The organism is Methyloversatilis universalis FAM5 (genome assembly GCF_000214035.2).
Lineage (GTDB): Bacteria > Pseudomonadota > Gammaproteobacteria > Burkholderiales > Rhodocyclaceae > Methyloversatilis > Methyloversatilis universalis.
The window spans coordinates 227,555-243,575 of record NZ_AFHG01000052.1 but is presented as its reverse complement, the minus strand read 5'-3'; the positions used below and the strand labels follow the sequence as shown (position 1 = coordinate 243,575).

Genomic DNA, 16,021 nt, shown 5'->3' with positions numbered 1-16,021 from the left:
CATCACTCAGCGCGTCATCGGCCGCGTAGGGTCGCTGCACCACTCGCTCCACGAACCCGGATAGAGCTGCGCGCCGGACAGCCCGGCCACCTCGAGCGCCAGCAGGTTATGACAGGCGGTAACACCGCTGCCGCACTGCATGACCAGTGAGGCCGGCGCGCGGTCGCCGATCAGCGCCCGCCACTCGGTGCGCAGCGCGTCGGCCGGCTTGAAACGCCCGTCCTCGGCCAGATTGAGCTTGAAGAAGCGATTGACCGCGCCCGGAATGTGGCCACCGACCGGGTCCAGCGTTTCGTTCTCGCCGCGGAAGCGATCCGGTGCGCGGGCGTCGACCAGCAGCCGCTCGGCGGACGTGAGATTCTCCAGCACCGCATCGGCATCGGCCATCGGCAGCACCTCGCCCAATGGATAGGACACCGGCGGCAGCGGTCGCACCGAGGTGTCCAGCGCGCCGCCAGCCGCCTTCCAGGCCGACAGGCCACCATCGAGCACCGACACGTCGCGATGACCGACCCAGCGCAGCATCCACCACAGCCGGGCCGCGAACATGCCGCCGGCGTCGTCATAGGCCACCACGCGATGTGCCGGCGAAATGCCGCGTTCGCCCAGCAGTTTTACGAAAGCCTCGGGAGCCGGCAGCGGGTGACGACCGTTGCGGCCGGTCTTGGCCGCCGACAGGTCGCGATCGAGATGCATGAACAGCGCGCCCGGAATGTGGCCGGCGCGCCAGGCGGCTTCGCCGGCCTCCGGATTGGCCAGATCGTGCCTGCAGTCCACCACGACCACCCGGGCGTCCGACATCGCGTCGGCCAGCGCGGCCGCCGAAATCAGTGCTGCGCTCATGCGGTCGTCTCCGCCAGCCAGTCACGGGCGGCTGCCTCATCGTCGAACACGGTCACGTCGGCGTCGACGAACACCTGCGACAGCCAGGCGGTCCACACCATCCAGGGCGAACCGGCGATCACCGCGATGCGGCCGAAGTCATGGCTGTGGGCGCGCGCGAAACGCAGTTCTTCGAGCGCCATGTCCAGCGTGAAGTCGGTCATCTGCCGCAGGTCGATCAGCAGATTCACGATGCCTTCGAACTTGATCCGGTAATTCACCAGATCCTCGAATTCGCGATAGTCGGCCAGCGTGAATTCGCCGAAAGCCGTCACCGTCACCAGATTGCCGCTGTATTCGCTTGTGATCATTTTTCTTACCTCCAGTGTCTGCCGGAAGCGGGACCGCGCGTGCGCGCCCCGCACTTCGACTATAGCTTCGCCGGCGGCGGATTGAGCATGGCCAGCACGCCACTGGCGACGATGAGCACCATACCCAGCCAGACCGCGGCCGAAGGCACATCGTTCCACAGCAGCACCCCGTAGAGCGTGGAAAAGGCCACTGTCGTGTAGGCGAGGCTGGCGGACACCAGCGTGCGACCGCCCTTGTAGGCGGCGGTCATGCACAGCTGTGCGGCGGCGCCGAACACGCCGACACCCAGCAGCAGTGCGCAGGTGCGCAGATCCGGCAGATGAAAGCCGCCGTCGATCAGCGCCCAGGCCGCGCCGAACACCGACGAACAGAGCGAGAAATAAAGCACCGTGCGCCATTCCGGCTCGCCAAGACGCCCGAGATCGCGCACGCTGAGATAGGCCATGGTGGCGATCAGGCCTGAGCTCAGGCCGCACAGCCCGCCGACCCACTGTTCGCTGCCCAGGGTGGGCTGCAGCACCAGCACCACGCCTGCGAAACCGAGCGCCAGTGCCAGCGCGATCGGACGCGACAGTTCGCCGCTGACGGTGAACCCCAGCCAGGCCGCCATGAACAGCGGCGAGGTGTAGTTCAGCGTGACTGCGGTCGGCAGCGGCAGCAACGCGATGGCCTGGAAGTAGAGGATGAGAGAAATGGCGCCCGACACCCCCCGCTTCAGATGAGTCAGCGCGTGGGGCGTGGCGAACTGCGCACCGCTCAGCCGCATGATGACCGCGATCAGCAGCAGCGAAATGAAGGCCCGGTAGAACGCGATCTCGGACGCCGGCAGCGCTTCGCTGGCCAGTTTCACGCACACGCCCATGGACGCGAACAGCAGGCTGGCGGCCACCATCCACAGCGACTTCATCGCGCCACTCCGCACGCCGGCCGGGCTGCGGGCGGACGAAACGAAACAGGGCACCGAAGTGCCCTGTCCCGATCGGCTGTCGCAATCGCCGTCACAGATAGTCCGCCAGTTCGCGCCGGAACCATTCGTGGAAATGCTGCATGCCGTCTTCCATCGGCGACTGGTAGGGACCGACCTCGGAACGCCCCTGCTTCATCAGCGCCCGCCGGCCGGCGTCCATGCGCTCGCCGATCTCGTCGTCCTCGCGGGCGGTTTCCATGTACGCCGCCCGTTCGGCCTCGATGAATTCACGCTCGAACAGCACGATGTCTTCCGGGTAGTAGAACTCCACCACGTTCAGGGTGCGGTCCACCGCCTGCGGATACAGCGTGCTCACCACCAGCACGTGCGGATACCACTCGACCATGATGTTCGGGTAGTAAGTCAGCCAGATCGCACCGTGCGGCGGCAGTTCGCCGCGGTAGTAGTCGAGCACCGCGCGGTGCCAGCGCTCGTAGGTGGGCGAACCCGGCCGCGCCAGGCGATTGTTCAGGCCGACCCGCTGCACCGAATACTGCTGGGCGAACTGCCAGCTCAGGTCCTCGCAGGTGACGAACTTGCCCAGCCCCGGGTGGAAGGGCTCGACGTGGTAGTCCTCGAGATAGACCTCGATGAAGGTCTTCCAGTTGTAATTGCACTGGTGCATCTCGACGTGGTCGAGCATGTAGCCCGAAAAGTCGAGAGCGGACGCAACCTCCATGCTGGCCAGATCGGCGGCGACGTCGCGCTTGCCGGAAAACAGCAGCCCCTTCCAGTTCTGCAGCGGCTGGCGCTTCAGGTTCAGGCAAGGCGTGTTCGGGAAGTGCGGCGCCCCCAGCAGTTCGCCACGGGTGTCATAGGTCCAGCGGTGCACCGGGCACACGATGTTGGGCGTGTTGCCACGGCCCTTCATCATCAGCGCCTGCCGGTGGCGGCACACGTTGGACAGCATTTCGATGCCGGCTTCGTTGCGCACCAGCATCAGCGCGTCGTCGGCCCATCCCAGGGTGTGATAGTCGCCAACGTTCGGCACCATCAGCTCATGGCCTACATAGCCCGGCCCGTTGTCGAACAGCACGCGCTTCTCGAGCTCGAACAGCTGCTCATCGAAATACCAGGAAACCGGAAACTGAGACTGTGCCGGTTCCAGACGGGTAATGGACTGTATATCGGACATTCCCCAACCCTCGAAGTCAAAGTTGGAAAACCGCGTGCGATCCAGAGCCTTCGCTTCGGAACATGAGCCCGCCGCAAAGGTACGCAGACGCGTGACAAAGCCGGGCAGTATATCCGCTTGAGCGTTTGACCGCCTGTTTTGGATCAGTTATTTTCCAGCGTTTGCCTTGCGCACCAATCCAGCATGACACGAAAAGCAGACGCGGCTTCGGCGCCCGCCAGCTTCGAGCAGGCGATCGAAGAACTGGAAGCCATCGTGCGTGCGATGGAAGACGGCAAACTGCCGCTCGAAGGCGCGCTCGAACGCTATCAGCGCGGTGTGGAACTGATACGCCACTGCCAGTCGGCGCTCGACGCGGCCGAACAGAAAGTGCAGATACTGGAAGACGGGCTGCTGCGCGAATTCCGCCCGGACGATGCGCGCGATGAGTGAGGCAGACACCGCGATGAGCGACACGACCGGATCTTTCGCTGACTGGGTGTCCGCGGTTCAGCACCGCACCGAAAGCGCACTCGACCGCTTCCTGCCGCAGGCCACCATCGCCCCGGCACGGCTGCACGACGCCATGCGCTACGCGGTGCTGGGCGGCGGCAAGCGGGTACGCCCGCTGCTGTGCCACGCAGCCGGCGCGCTGTCCGGCGCTTCGGCCGAGGCACTGGACGCCGCCGCCTGCGCAGTCGAAATGATCCACGCCTACTCGCTGGTACACGACGACATGCCCTGCATGGACGACGATGTGCTGCGCCGGGGCAAGCCCACCGTACACGTGCAGTACGACGACGCCACGGCACTGCTGGTCGGCGACAGCCTGCAGTCGCTGGCCTTCCTGCTGCTGGCCGAACACTGTCCGGTGCCGGCGGATACCCGCGCCGCGCTGGTGAGCCAGCTGGCCATCGCGTCAGGCTCGCGCGGCATGGCCGGCGGCCAGGCGATCGACCTCGCCTCGGTCGGTCTGCCGCTGGGCGTGGAAGAGCTGGAATTCATGCACATCCACAAGACCGGTGCGCTGATCCGCTGCGCGGTGCGCATGGGAGCGGCCTGCGGCCATCTTGATGTGGACGCGCACGGCCGTCTGGACCACTATGCAGGTACGGTCGGCCTGCTCTTCCAGGTGGTGGACGACGTGCTGGACTGCGAAGCCAGCACTGAAGAGCTCGGCAAGACCGCAGGCAAGGACGCCGCTGCGAACAAGCCAACCTATGTCAGCACACTGGGTCTGGCGCGCGCCCGCGAACGGGCACGCGAACTGCACGCCGAGGCGATCGACAGCCTCTCGCTGTTTGGCGACGCAGCCCGTCGCCTGCGCGAACTGGCGGATTTCGTGCTGACGAGGAAACACTGATATGGACAGATCCCTGCACACGATGAGCGCCTACCCGCTGCTGGAAACCATCGATTCGCCGGCCACCGTGCGCGCACTGGACGGCCGTCAGCTGGCCCAGCTGGCCACCGAACTGCGGGCCTTCCTGCTGGAATCGGTCTCGCGCACAGGCGGCCACCTGTCGTCCAATCTCGGTACGGTGGAACTGACGGTCGCACTGCACCACGTCTACAACACGCCGCACGACCGCATCGTGTGGGACGTCGGTCACCAGACCTATGCCCACAAGGTGCTGACCGGCCGCCGCGAAGGCATGGCCACACTCCGCCAGTACAAGGGCGTGAGCGGCTTCCCGCGCCGCTGCGAGAGCGAGTACGACACCTTCGGCACCGCCCACTCGTCCACTTCGATCTCGGCCGCGCTGGGCATGGCCGTCGCTGCCAAGGCACTGGGCCAGCGCCGGCACAGCATCGCGGTGATCGGTGACGGCGCGATGACCGCCGGCATGGCCTTCGAGGCACTGAACAACGCGGGCGTCGAGGATGCCGACCTGCTGGTCATCCTCAACGACAACGACATGTCGATTTCGCCGCCGGTCGGCGCGCTGAACAAGTACCTGACCCGCCTGCTGTCCGGCCAGACCTACAACGCTGCCCGCCGCGCGGGCGCCAAGGTGCTGGAACTGGCGCCTTCGCTGCGCGAATTCGCCAAGCGGGCCGAAGAACACGTGAAGGGCATGATCACGCCGGGCACGCTGTTCGAGGAGTTCGGCTTCCATTATTACGGCCCGATCGACGGTCACGACCTCGATGCGCTGATCCCGACGCTGGAAAACCTGCGGGAACTGCCGGGTCCGAAATTCCTGCACGTGATCACGAAGAAGGGCTACGGCTACAAGCTGGCCGAAGCCGATCCCATCCTGTACCACGGTGTCGGCAAGTTCGACCACGTGGCCGGTATCCAGACCGGCAAGGGCGGCGGCAAGCTCACGTATACCCAGGTATTCGGAGACTGGCTGTGCGACATGGCCGCCCGCTGCGACAAGCTGATGGCGGTCACGCCGGCGATGCGCGAGGGCTCCGGCATGGTGCGTTTCGCCGAGGAATACCCGAAACGCTACTTCGATGTGGGCATCGCCGAACAGCACGCGCTCACCTTCGCCGCCGGCATGGCCTGCGAAGGCGTCAAGCCGGTGGTCGCGATCTACTCGACCTTCCTGCAGCGCGCCTACGACCAGCTGATCCACGACGTGTGCCTGCAGAACCTGCCGGTCATGATGGCGCTCGACCGGGCCGGCCTGGTGGGCGCCGACGGTGCCACCCATCACGGTGCCTTCGACCTGTCCTACCTGCTCTGCCTGCCGAACATCGTCGTAATGACGCCGAGCGACGAGAACGAGTGCCGGCAGATGCTGTACACCGCCTATCTGCACGAAGGGCCCAGCGCGGTGCGCTATCCGCGCGGCAGCGGCCCGGGCGTGGTGCCGCAGCAGGACATGACCGCGATCGAGATCGGCCGTGGCGAGTTGCGTCGTGCCGGCGAGGGCGACGCCGCGCTGCTGGCCTTCGGCGCCATGCTGACGCCGGCGCTCGCGGTGGCGGACGAGTTCGACGCCAGCGTCGCCAACATGCGTTTCGCCAAACCGCTGGACGAGGCACTGGTGCTCGAACTGGCCAGCAAGCACCGTCTCATCGTCACGCTGGAAGAGAACGCGCTGATCGGCGGTGCCGGCAGCGAAGTCGAACGGGTGATCCACAACGCCGGGCTGTCCTGTCGGGTGCTGCGCATCGGCCTGCCAGACCGCTTCGTCGACCACGGCGATCCGTCCCTGCTCTATGCCGAAGTCGGCCTGGACGCCGCCGGTGTGCGCGCCCAGGTGGCCGCTGCGCTGCAGCGCTGATCGCCGCCGTCCGCGCAGAACGAGGCCCGGCATTGCCGGGCCTTTTTCGTGCACCGCGGCTTGAGTCGGTGTGAACCCGGTGTTAATCTACATGCAACAAATGATCATGTAGAGAAACCAGAGGTCCAGCATGAACGCCCGCGATCCGCACGCCACTCCGCTCAGCATGCCCGACGTGCAGAACTCGCCGGACCGGCGCGAACTGCCGATCGAGAAGGTGGGCATACGCGGCATACGGCATCCGATCAGCGTGCGCGGCCGCGATGGTTGGGTTCAGGGCACGGTGGCCGAGTGCGGCCTGTTCGTGAGCCTTCCCGCCCATCTGAAGGGCACTCACATGTCGCGCTTCGTCGAACTGCTGCATGAACTGAACACGCCGCTGTCGCCGGCCTCGTTCGCGCCACTGATGCGCACCATGCTGGTCCGGCTGGAAGCGGACAGCGGCGAGATCAGCATGCGCTTCCCCTACTTCCGCCGAAAGACCGCGCCAGTGTCAGGCACCGAAAGCCTGCTCGACTACGAGGTGAGCTACACCGCCCGCACCGACGCGGACGGACAGCACAGCTTCACGCTGCGGGTGCAGATCCCGGTCACCAGCCTGTGCCCCTGTTCGAAGAAGATTTCGCAGTACGGGGCGCACAACCAGCGCTCCCACGTCACCATCGAGGCAGACATCGAGGGCGATCTGGCCATCGACGACCTGATTGACATCGCCGAGCAGGAAGCGTCCTGCGATCTGTACGGACTGCTGAAGCGGCCGGACGAGAAATTCGTGACCGAGCGCGCTTACGAGAATCCCAAGTTCGTCGAAGACATGGTGCGTGACATTGCGGCACGACTGAATGCGGAACAGCGCGTGCGTGCCTATGTGCTGGAAGTCGAGAACTTCGAATCCATCCACAACCACTCCGCCTGGGCCCAGATCCGCGCCGACAAGCGCTGAGCACCGGGCAGCAGCGGAAATGAAAAAGGGACCGCAAAGGTCCCTTTTTCATTCCAGCCTGCGCGGACGCCTTGCAGCATCCGCGGCGGCAGGCGCTTACTGGGCCGCCGGAGCAACCACGCGCTTGGCCAGCTTTTCCTTGATGCGCGCCGACTTGCCCGAACGCTCACGCAGGTAGTACAGCTTGGCGCGACGCACGTCACCGCGGCGCTTCACTTCGATCGAAGCGATCAGCGGCGAGTAGGTCTGGAAGGTACGCTCGACGCCTTCGCCGCTGGAAATCTTGCGGACGATGAAATTCGAGTTCAGGCCGCGGTTGCGCTTGGCGATCACCACGCCTTCGTAGGCCTGGACACGCTTGCGGTCGCCTTCGACCACGTTCACGTTCACTATGACGGTGTCACCGGGCGCGAATTCGGGGATGTTCTTGCCCAGACGGGCGATTTCTTCCTGCTCGAGTTGCTGGATCAGATTCATGCTTGACTCCTGGTCTATGGCATTGCCTTGCCGCAGAGCACTTGTTCCGTGATGCGTGCGTTTATTGATGGGTGACGGTGTTCGGTCACCCGCTTGCTGCAAAAACCTTACTGCACAGACTACGACTGCTCGTCCCGCGCCAGCAGGTCGGGACGCCGCCGTCGCGTAATCTCCAGCGCCTGTTCGGCCCGCCAGCGACGGATCCGCGCATGATCTCCTGACAGCAGCACCTCCGGCACCGGCCGGCCATCCCATATTTCGGGACGGGTGTAGTGCGGACAGTCCAGCAGACCGCTCACGAACGAATCCTCTACAGCCGATGACGCGTCGTTCAGCGCCCCCGGCAACTGGCGGATGATCGCGTCCATCAGTGCCATCGCCGGCAGCTCACCGCCCGACAGCACGAAATCCCCCAGCGACAGTTCGAGATCGACTTCCCGATCGATGAGACGCTGGTCCATCCCTTCATACCGGCCGCAGAGCAGGATCAACGCCGGCTCTGCCGTCAGTTCCATTACCTTCCGGTGCGTCATGCGCTCACCGGACGGCGAGAAATGCACCACCCTGACTGGCTGCGCATGGCGGGCGCGACACGCCGAAATGGCCTGCGCCAGCGGCTCGGCCAGCATCACCATGCCGGGGCCACCGCCGTAGGGCCGATCATCCACCGTGCGATGCACATCCGTCGCGAAATCGCGCGGACTGGTGTGTCTCACATTCCACAGCCCGCGCTCCAGCGCGCGCCGTGTGATGCCACTGCGTTCGACCGCCGCGAACATTTCCGGAAACAGCGAAACCACCTCGAAGGTGATGCGCGGTCCGGCCACGCTGTCCGCCGCAGTACCTACCACTGTGCGTCCCAGTCGACGTGCACCCTCGACGCTGCGCGATCCACGTCTTTCACGACCGCAGACACGAAGGGAATGAGCCGCTCTACCGGCTTGTCACCACCCAGCGCGTCGTCCAGCACGACCAGCACGTCGTTCGCACCGGTTTCCATCAGTCGATCGACGCGCCCCAGTCGCTCACCGGCCAGATTCACGACCTCAAGCCCGACCAGGTCACCCCAGTAGAACTCGTCGTCTGCGGTATCCGGCAGCTCGTGACGCGGCACACCGACGTAAAGGCCGACCAGCTTTTCAGCCGCGGTACGGTCCGGCACGCCTTCAAAACGCACCACCGGCCCTTTTGCCTGAAGCTTGAAACCTTCGGGCTTCAGTTCGCGCCAGCCCGCCGCCCCGCTTTCAGGATCGCTGCTGGCATACCAGCGCTCGATCACTTTCCAGGACTGCGGATCGTCTCCGAACACCTGCATATGCAGCCAGCCCTGAACGCCGAAAGGCGCTGCCAGCCGCCCCAGTACGATCATGGGACCGAAGGGCTCGGGAATCGACGGATGGCTGATCAGGCAGCCTTCTGGGTCTTGACCAGACGGGCAACCGTCGGGCTCAGCTGGGCGCCAACGCTTTCCCAGTAGGCCAGACGTTCGGCATTGACGGTCAGACGACCGGCGGTGCCTTCCGGAGCGACCGGGTTGTAGTAACCCACGCGCTCGATGAAACGACCGTCGCGGCGATTGCGGGAATCGGTGGCGATGATGTTGAAGAACGGGCGCTTCTTGGCACCCCCACGCGCGAGGCGAATGACGACCATTACACTTCCTTCAAAACGAGGAAAACCAACGATATTAACGAAGACTCGCGGGATCCGCAAGGCAAGACGTCTTTGACTGCGCGGGCAGAGTCCGGGCGGGTCAGCTCACCGGGTTCTGCTGGCGCGCCACCGCCTGCTGGACCAGCGCCCGCAGGCGGGCCGGGCGGACCGGCTTGTGCAGGACAGGATAACCGCGCGCCGCCGCAAGGCGTCGAACCTGCGGATCGGTATCGCCGGTCACCAGCGCACCGGCGATCTCGCCACCCTGCTCGGCCAGCAGCGCGTCGAGCACGTCGATGCCACTGGCGACCGCAGCCAGCCTGAAGTCACACAGGATGAGGGCCGGAGAGCGCTCCCGCAGACGGATGGCGTCGCGCGCTTCAGACAGGTTGGGTGCGCACAGCACGTCGCAGCCCCAGGACTGCAGCAGTCCGGCCACGCTGTTGCGCGAGCCCGGATCATCGTCGATCACGATCACGAACAGCGACAGGCTGGCGGGCAGCGCGGCCGGCTCCATTTCGGCCACGTCACCGACCGGCGGCGCGACGCAGGGCACGCTGACCGAGAAGATCGAGCCATGCTGGGCGCGCGAACGGATGGCCACATCGTGGCCAAGCAGTCCGGACAGCCGGCGCACGATGGCCAGCCCCAGCCCGAGCCCCTGCCCGCGCGCCCGTGCCGGGTTCTGCAGCTGATAGAACTCCTCGAAAATCATGTCGTGCGCCTCGGCCGGAATGCCCGGACCGGAATCCCGCACCTCGATCACCGCATCCTGACCGCGACGACGCACGCACACCAGCACGCCTCCGCGCTGGGTATAGCGCACCGCGTTGGACAGCAGATTGATCATGATGCGCTCGAGCAGCAGCGGGTCCGACTCCACCCACAGCGGCGTCGCCCGCAGCTTCAGTCGCAGGCCACGCTGCAGCGCATCGGCCGCGAAATCGTCCACGATGCGCGACAGCATGGGCTGCAGCGGGAAGTGCGAACGGCGCACGGTGACGCCGCCGGCGTCCAGCTTGGACATGTCGAGCAGCGCATCCAGCAGATCTTCCATCGCACCGACCGACTCCTCGATCTGACGGATCAGCGTGCGGTGTTCCGACCCACGCAGTCGTTCCGCCAGTTCGGCGACGAACAGCCCGAGCGCGTGCATCGGCTGCCGCAGATCGTGGCTGGCCGCCGCGAGGAAGCGCGACTTGGCGTGATTGGCCCGCTCCGCCTCGTCGGTGCGGCTGCGCAGCTGTCGGGTGGCATCGGCGATCCGCGCCTCCAGCTCGTCGCGCGCGCGCAGCAGCCGCTCGGCCATGCCATTGACCCCTTCGGCCAGCACCCGCAGCGAGCCGCCGCCGGACACCGGCAGACGCACCGACAGGTCACCGTCGCCGATACGGCGCACCGCCTGCGACACCTCACGCACCGGTCCGGTCACCGTGCGGCTGATGCGGAAGGCGAACACGCTGGCCAGCATCAGTGCCGCCGCGATCACGCCGGCACTGGTCAGGATGAAATCCACCTTCATTGCCTCGACCCGCGCCCGGCTCACTTCCACCAGCACCCAGCCGATCGGCTGGCGGTCGGTCACCGGCTCGCCCAGTCCGTCGAACACGTCGGATTCATCCAGCACCGCGCTGCGCACGATGGGCTCGACGAACATCAGCGCATGGTCAAGTTCGACCAGGGCCAGCCCGGCGGCGCGGCGCCCCGGCAGATAGGCTTCCGGGCTGAGCACGCCACCGGACACCGCCAGATCGCCGTCACGGCTCGACACCATGATGCCGCTCACGTCCGGCTCGCGCCGCGCCGCCTCGATCAGCGACACCAGCGCATCGGTATTGCCGGAAAAGATGCCGTAGTCGGCGGTCGCGGCCACCTGACGCGCGGTGGCGCGACCGCGCTCGATCAGACTGCTCTCCAGCTCGGCCAGCCGGTGCAGCACCATCCAGACGCCCCCCGCGATGCCGAAGGCCATCACCGGCGCCAGCGCCACCAGCAGCACGCGCAGACGGATGCCCCAGTGCTTCATGGCTGGCGCTCCTGGCGGATCAGGCGGTCACGCAGCACGTCTCCGTCGTCGATGCGCAGACCGAGCGAGCGGGCGACATGCGGGTTGACCGACACGGTGAAATGTTTCGGATGCCTGGGTGACGGCCAGCTGCGCTCACGCATCCAGCCGGCCAGCGCGTCAGCGGTCTGGCGGGCGATCTGTTCCGGGGTTGAATACAGCGACATGACCGCTCCGGCCCGCACATAGGCCGCCGAAAACCCGACCACCGGCACCCGCGCACGGAAGGAGGTGAGCAGCAGGTTTCTCACGGTGCCCGCGTTATGCACCTGCGGATCGGGCATCGCCAGAAAGACGTCGGACTTTTCCAGCACCTGGGACAGCGCGCCGAACAGCGCCGCCTCGCCGGTGAAGCTGCCGGCCGACAGCTGCAGCGCCGTACCGGACAGTGCGGCGCGCAACGGCTGCAGGCGCTCCGGGTGGGCGGCATCGACCAGGGTACCGATGCGCCGCGCTTCCGGCAGCGCCAGCCGTATCAGTTCGATCTGCCGGGAGAAGGGCTGATCGATATGGATGGCGGTCCAGCGGCGCGCGTTGTCGCCGTTGTTGAGTGCCTCGAAAGCGGACTGCGGCACCAGCACCGACAGAACCGGGACCGGCGCATCGATCTGCGCCAGCGCGCGCAGCGCACCGGCGCCGACGGCCACCACCGCATCGTGACCGCCCAGATCGGCTGGGCCGAATTCGGCCCGGGTCATCACGGTCAGCGCGAATCCGCCGCGGGCGGTCCGCTCGTTCTTCAGCGCTTCGGAAAACTCGCCGTAGGCGCCGCCGCTCTCGCTCAGCAGGACGAGCACCGACGCCGCCCGGGCCATACCCGGCAGCAACAGACAGGCGACAAGGAGAACGACCGTACGCAGGCCCGGGAAGGGAAATCTGCGACGGTTCAGGAAGGACATCGGATGGTGTGACGCGAACACTCGCGCCCGGGACGGGCCCGGAGAGGACGGAAAACGATTCGAGTATGCAGCATGCCGATGCGGCGCATCATCAGCCCTTCGGATGATGATGCGCGCCGCATAGGCGTCAGTTCACGCCCAGCGCCTGGGCAATCTGGGCCTGCATCGCCCAGGCCGCGGCGACCGGATCGGCCGCGTTGCGGATCGGACGGCCCACCACCAGGTAGTCGGCGCCGTTGCCCAGCGCCTGCGCCACATCCACCGTGCGCTTCTGGTCGTCCGCCGGGCGATTCTCGACCGGACGGATGCCCGGGGTCACGACCAGGATGCGTTCGCCCAGTTCGGCGCGGATGTGCGGCGCCTCCAGCCCGGAGGACACGACGCCGTCGCAACCGGCGGCCAGCGCGCGGCGCGCGCGCGACAGCACCAGCGCATCGACGTCACAGGCGAAGCCCAGATCGTCGAGATCGCCGCGATCCAGACTGGTGAGCACGGTCACCGCCAGAATCTTCAGCGCGCCCTTGTCGGCACCGGCCGCTTCCATGATGGCCTGATTGCCGTGAATGGTGGCGAAGGTGGCGCCACTGGACGCCAGTGCGCGCACCGCGGAACGGACGGTTTCCGGCACGTCGAAGAACTTCAGGTCGACGAACACCTTCTTGTTGCGGGCGATCAGCCAGTCCAGCAGTTCGAAGTAATTGCCGCTCATGAACAGTTCGAGACCGATCTTGTAGAAGCGGACCGCGTCGCCCAGCTGGAGCACGATGGCACGGGCCTGATCGGCGGAGGGCACGTCGAGTGCCACGATGAGGCGGTCAGCCGGGTCGATGATCTTGGCGGAAGCTGAAGAGGTGTTCATGGGCGGACCTGAAAATATGGATACGTAAGTGCACAGACACCGGACAACCTAAGCCGCCCGGTGCCGCGGACGGCGCCGGATGGACGCCGAGTAAGGCAAGTGCGGCATTTGGCCTGCGCCGGCAAGGCCCGAGTTTACTAGAATCGGCACCTCACCCGCTTCCGCCGCGCCCGAACTGCCGATGCCCGCAGCCCACATTGCACCGCCCGAGCTCGACGCGCTGCTGCAGAGCGCCCGGAGCGAAGGCCCGCTGCAGGCGGTACTCGACTGGCTGGCACGCCCGGCCAGCAGCGATCCCGCGCACGAAGCGCCGCTGCTCGCCGGCTGTCTGGCGTTGTTCGCCCAGGCTGAACTCGAAGCGCAGGCCCGGGTGCGCGTACTCGACATCTTTCACGACCGCGCGCTGTCCTGCGCAATCACGCTGAAACCTGAACTGGCCGCCAGTGCGCTGCCCGTGCCGGACGCGCTGCGCGCGGCCGCTGACCACCTCGCCGGCGTGCTGATGCAGGTGGCGCGCGGTTATCTGGACGCGCTGCGCGCCCGTGTCGCCCACAAGCCATCCCGGGCCGCCGGCCACGCCATGCTGTGCGTGCTCGACGCCTACGCGCTGAGCACGCTGATCGCCGCCGATCTGCCGGCCGGCTTCTGGTCCACCGCGCACGCCCTGCTGATGCACACCCGTACCATGGCGATGCCGGCCACCCAGGTCGCCGGCTCGGCGGACGCGGAACAGCTTTACCGCGAACTGATCGCGCTCGATCTGGCCCAGCCGCCCCACCTCACGCCGGCCGACTTCTTCAATATTGCCGACTACGTGCGCAGTTACTCCGGCGCCGTGCAGATCCAGATCAATGCGCCGCACCGGGATCTCGACTCATGGTTCTGGCTGGACGACGAAAGCGACCGCGGCCCGGTTCCGCTGCTGCGCTCACCGCCGGACACCGAACGCGGCAGCCACATCCTGTACTGCTCCTGTCAGCGACTCGGCCAGGTGCTTGCGCATCACCTCGACCTGATAGACGAAGGCGGCAACGCGGCCGACCTCTATCTGCCCGGCTGTCTCGGACAGGTCCGCACGCGTCGCCTGCTGCGCCGGCTGCAGGCGCGCTGGATGGCCATGCCGCGACGCCAGTTCGCACGCCGCGAGCGCGGCATGGCAGTGCGCATGCTGATCGGTTTCGACGCCATCTGGCAGCTGCTGGACAAGCGCGACCCGGCGGCCGAATGGGGCAACCAGACCACCGGCTGGACCCTGCTCAACGACAGCGCCAACGGCTTCGCGCTGCGCATGGACAACGGCCCGACCGGACTCATCCGCCCCGGCATGCCGGTGCTGATCAAGGGCAGCGGCAGCCGTACCTGGATGATCTGCGTGGTGCGCTGGGCGCGCAGCGCCCATGCCGGTGCGGTCGACGTGGGCGTGGAACTGCTCAGCCACGGCGCGCAGGCCGCCACCGTGGTGTTCAGCGACGCCGAACCGCGCACCACCGTGCACGCGCTGCGCCTGCCGCCGCTGCCGCGCCAGCGCGCGCATCCTGCCCTCATGCTGCCAAGCGGCGACGCCCGCGGGCGGGAACTGCTGCTCGCCCACATGTCGGGTCCGGGCTGCCGTCTGGGCGAAGCGCGGCTGTCCGACCTCGACCTGCAGACCCAGGCCTTCGAACTGTACGAACTGGACGAACTGACTGCGGCCTCCGGCCGCGGCTGACCGGGCGGGCGCTCAGCGCGCGCGGTCGTTCAGTTCGGCGGTCAGGGCGGCGCCGAACAGCACGATGGTCCAGAACAGGTAAAGCCACATCAGGAACACCGGCAAGGTCGCCAGCGCGCCATACACCACCGCATAGGCGGGCATGTGGCCGGCGTAGATGCTGAGCCCCTTCTGCATCACCGACAGCAGGCCGGTGGCCACCAGCGCACCGCAGATCGCCTCACCCCAGCTCACGGTAGCCCGCGGCAGCGTGCGATACAGCAGCACCAGGAAACCGGCGGTCACCACGCCGGCCGCCGCGCGCAGCAGCAGTACCTTGAGCCAGGGCGGTTCATCCACCAGGCCGAGCGAGGCGGTCACCAGATACAGCGTGAGGCCGGCGCCGACGCCGAGCGCCACCGGCGCGAGCACCGGCAGCGCGAGATAGATCAGCGCGGTACGGCGCACCTTGCGGTGCGGACGCTGCGACCACATGGCGTTGAGCGCGTGGTCGGCAGTGCGTACCCACACCCAGGCGCTGCCCAGCAGAAGCAGCAGGTCGGCCAGCGACAGCCGGCGCGCCTTGGCCACGAAGCGCGAGGCGTGGCGCACCACGCTGCTGCCGGCTTCGTCCGGCAGCAGCGTTCCGGTCAGATAGGCCTGAAGCGGCGCACCGAACTGCAGTGCGTCGGGCAGCCATGCGGTGAGCTGACGCGCCAGCACCACCAGCGGCACCAGCGCGAACAGCAGCGCCAGCGCCAGCGCGGCGGCGGACTGGGCTGCGCGGCCGTCGCGATGACGTCGCACCGCACCGCTGACCACGCGGAAGGGGCGCAGCACGAAATCAGTCAGGGAAGAAGACATCGAAAGGCTGGATAGGAACCGGGAAACCGCCGGAACGCGGCCCGCGACACTGTACAC

Annotated in this window: 17 protein-coding genes; 5 read left to right on the top strand and 12 right to left on the bottom strand. The window is 66.8% G+C overall.

Features of this window, described 5'->3' with window-relative positions:
* Positions 1 to 6: 6 nt before the first annotated feature.
* The 4 genes from METUNV1_RS12200 to METUNV1_RS12185 form a co-directional block, all read right to left on the bottom strand.
* The gene (locus METUNV1_RS12200) at positions 7 to 843 is read right to left on the bottom strand and encodes a sulfurtransferase (protein ID WP_008062139.1); all 837 of its coding nucleotides are present in this window, start codon (positions 841 to 843) and stop codon (positions 7 to 9) included.
* Complete coding sequence (locus METUNV1_RS12195; RefSeq protein WP_008062137.1) at positions 840 to 1,193, bottom strand: SpoIIAA family protein; 354 nt, start codon at positions 1,191 to 1,193, stop codon at positions 840 to 842. Before METUNV1_RS12195 ends, METUNV1_RS12200 begins: the two co-directional genes overlap by 4 nt.
* Positions 1,194 to 1,252: 59 nt before the next feature.
* Entirely contained in the window at positions 1,253 to 2,101 is an 849-nt protein-coding gene (locus tag METUNV1_RS12190; protein ID WP_008062135.1) for a DMT family transporter, read from the bottom strand.
* A 91-nt stretch (positions 2,102 to 2,192) separates the two neighbouring features.
* The gene (locus METUNV1_RS12185; RefSeq protein WP_008062133.1) at positions 2,193 to 3,296 is read right to left on the bottom strand and encodes an aromatic ring-hydroxylating oxygenase subunit alpha; all 1,104 of its coding nucleotides are present in this window, start codon (positions 3,294 to 3,296) and stop codon (positions 2,193 to 2,195) included.
* A gap of 183 nt (positions 3,297 to 3,479) precedes the next feature.
* Here METUNV1_RS12185 and METUNV1_RS12180 point away from each other — a divergent pair, with 183 nt between their 5' ends.
* The 4 genes from METUNV1_RS12180 (at position 3,480) to folE2 (ending at position 7,460) form a co-directional block, all read left to right on the top strand.
* Positions 3,480 to 3,728, top strand: a complete 249-nt coding sequence (locus tag METUNV1_RS12180) for an exodeoxyribonuclease VII small subunit (protein WP_008062131.1) — start codon at positions 3,480 to 3,482, stop codon at positions 3,726 to 3,728.
* Positions 3,721 to 4,638, top strand: a complete 918-nt coding sequence (locus tag METUNV1_RS12175; protein ID WP_008062129.1) for a polyprenyl synthetase family protein — start codon at positions 3,721 to 3,723, stop codon at positions 4,636 to 4,638. The genes METUNV1_RS12180 and METUNV1_RS12175 overlap by 8 nt, the downstream gene beginning before the upstream one ends.
* Before the next feature lies 1 nt (position 4,639).
* The gene (gene dxs, locus METUNV1_RS12170) at positions 4,640 to 6,517 is read left to right on the top strand and encodes a 1-deoxy-D-xylulose-5-phosphate synthase (RefSeq protein WP_197315208.1); all 1,878 of its coding nucleotides are present in this window, start codon (positions 4,640 to 4,642) and stop codon (positions 6,515 to 6,517) included.
* A gap of 130 nt (positions 6,518 to 6,647) precedes the next feature.
* Positions 6,648 to 7,460 carry a GTP cyclohydrolase FolE2 gene (folE2, locus tag METUNV1_RS12165; RefSeq protein ID WP_008062126.1) on the top strand — a complete coding sequence of 271 codons (813 nt, stop codon included), beginning with the start codon at positions 6,648 to 6,650 and terminating at the stop codon, positions 7,458 to 7,460.
* Between the two features lie 96 nt (positions 7,461 to 7,556).
* Here folE2 and rplS read toward each other — a convergent pair whose 3' ends face one another.
* The 7 genes from rplS to pyrF all read right to left on the bottom strand — a co-directional run bounded on the left by rplS (position 7,557) and on the right by pyrF (position 13,413).
* Entirely contained in the window at positions 7,557 to 7,937 is a 381-nt protein-coding gene (rplS, locus tag METUNV1_RS12160; protein WP_008062124.1) for a 50S ribosomal protein L19, read from the bottom strand.
* Positions 7,938 to 8,056: 119 nt separating this feature from the next.
* A complete protein-coding gene (gene trmD / locus METUNV1_RS12155) occupies positions 8,057 to 8,788 on the bottom strand; it encodes a tRNA (guanosine(37)-N1)-methyltransferase TrmD (RefSeq protein ID WP_008062122.1) in 732 nt (243 codons plus the stop codon).
* Complete coding sequence (gene rimM / locus METUNV1_RS12150) at positions 8,782 to 9,306, bottom strand: ribosome maturation factor RimM (RefSeq protein WP_008062119.1); 525 nt, start codon at positions 9,304 to 9,306, stop codon at positions 8,782 to 8,784. The genes trmD and rimM overlap by 7 nt, the downstream gene beginning before the upstream one ends.
* A gap of 35 nt (positions 9,307 to 9,341) precedes the next feature.
* Positions 9,342 to 9,590, bottom strand: a complete 249-nt coding sequence (gene rpsP / locus METUNV1_RS12145) for a 30S ribosomal protein S16 (RefSeq protein WP_008062118.1) — start codon at positions 9,588 to 9,590, stop codon at positions 9,342 to 9,344.
* 100 nt (positions 9,591 to 9,690) lie between these two features.
* Positions 9,691 to 11,616, bottom strand: a complete 1,926-nt coding sequence (locus METUNV1_RS12140) for an ATP-binding response regulator (RefSeq protein ID WP_008062116.1) — start codon at positions 11,614 to 11,616, stop codon at positions 9,691 to 9,693.
* Positions 11,613 to 12,452, bottom strand: a complete 840-nt coding sequence (locus tag METUNV1_RS12135; RefSeq protein WP_232416336.1) for an ABC transporter substrate-binding protein — start codon at positions 12,450 to 12,452, stop codon at positions 11,613 to 11,615. The genes METUNV1_RS12140 and METUNV1_RS12135 overlap by 4 nt, the downstream gene beginning before the upstream one ends.
* Positions 12,453 to 12,681: 229 nt before the next feature.
* Positions 12,682 to 13,413 carry an orotidine-5'-phosphate decarboxylase gene (pyrF, locus tag METUNV1_RS12130; RefSeq protein ID WP_008062113.1) on the bottom strand — a complete coding sequence of 244 codons (732 nt, stop codon included), beginning with the start codon at positions 13,411 to 13,413 and terminating at the stop codon, positions 12,682 to 12,684.
* Positions 13,414 to 13,594: 181 nt separating this feature from the next.
* Here pyrF and METUNV1_RS12125 point away from each other — a divergent pair, with 181 nt between their 5' ends.
* Positions 13,595 to 15,121: a hypothetical protein gene (locus METUNV1_RS12125; protein ID WP_008062111.1), complete on the top strand. Its 1,527-nt coding sequence runs from the start codon at positions 13,595 to 13,597 to the stop codon at positions 15,119 to 15,121.
* A 12-nt stretch (positions 15,122 to 15,133) separates the two neighbouring features.
* Here the strand turns inward: METUNV1_RS12125 and METUNV1_RS12120 are convergent, their stop codons facing one another.
* Positions 15,134 to 15,964, bottom strand: coding sequence for a YihY/virulence factor BrkB family protein (locus METUNV1_RS12120; protein ID WP_232416335.1), 831 nt, complete (start codon positions 15,962 to 15,964; stop codon positions 15,134 to 15,136).
* Between the last annotated feature and the right edge of the window lie 57 nt (positions 15,965 to 16,021).